Origin of the sequence: Paraburkholderia oxyphila NBRC 105797, from assembly GCF_000685075.1 — a bacterium.
GTDB lineage: Bacteria > Pseudomonadota > Gammaproteobacteria > Burkholderiales > Burkholderiaceae > Paraburkholderia > Paraburkholderia oxyphila.
The window spans coordinates 1-769 of record NZ_BAYD01000300.1 but is presented as its reverse complement, the minus strand read 5'-3'; the positions used below and the strand labels follow the sequence as shown (position 1 = coordinate 769).

1 pseudogene is annotated in these 769 nt (G+C 60.7%); it reads right to left on the bottom strand.

What is annotated here, in order from left to right:
* Window positions 1-345 (bottom strand): annotated as a pseudogene (locus BO1_RS60885) (group II intron reverse transcriptase/maturase); the annotation flags it as partial.
* Between the last annotated feature and the right edge of the window lie 424 nt (window positions 346-769).

Sequence of the window (769 nt, the reverse complement as noted above, 5' to 3'; positions counted from 1 at the left end):
CCCTCCATCCGGCTTGGGTATCTCGACCCGTCTCACAGGTTGGGGCTGGTAGGTGCCTTCCAGCAGTGAGGCCCGTATCGTCGGCCAATGCTCCCGCAGGTACGCCGGTAATGCCTGAACTGTCATGCCGTCCACGCCCGGTGCACCCTTGTTCGCTTTCACACGCTTCAACGCCTGCTTCAGGTTCTCCCTTTCGCAGACTTCTTCCATCAGTCGGTCACACGCCGACGGGCTTTCGGGCTCGGGGTTCGCCGCCACAGGTTCAGCCCCTCGATCTGCGGCTATCGGGGCTTCACCCCTGCCTCCGCTGCCGAGGACGCGATGCGTTTTCTGCTGCGCTCCCATGTCGAGTTCTCCGGCTTACTCGCCGCTCCTTTCCGTTCAGGCCTTCAGACGTAACCACCGCCCTACTATGCCTTCTGCTGACTCCTGCACGGCGATCAACAACCCTTGCGAGCTGTTCAGTCCCGATTCCAGGACGCCGGGCAGGCCTCCCGAGGTAAGCACAGCCGCCTTCACCACACACCCGCCAGATCTACCACCCAGGCCCTTGATGGTCATGGACTTCGCAATCACGTGCTTGCTCGTCCGGCCTGGTAGGCCTCATATCTGGTTTCTGTTCGTCAGGTCGTGGCTTTGCTACACGCTTCCTTCAGACCCCGCCTCACGACGACGCCCTTGCGTTTCGCTAATCCTTCACCACCATCAGGCTGGATAGGGGACTTTCACCCCCAAGCTGTTGTGCATGCTCGGCACACACGAAAAAAAA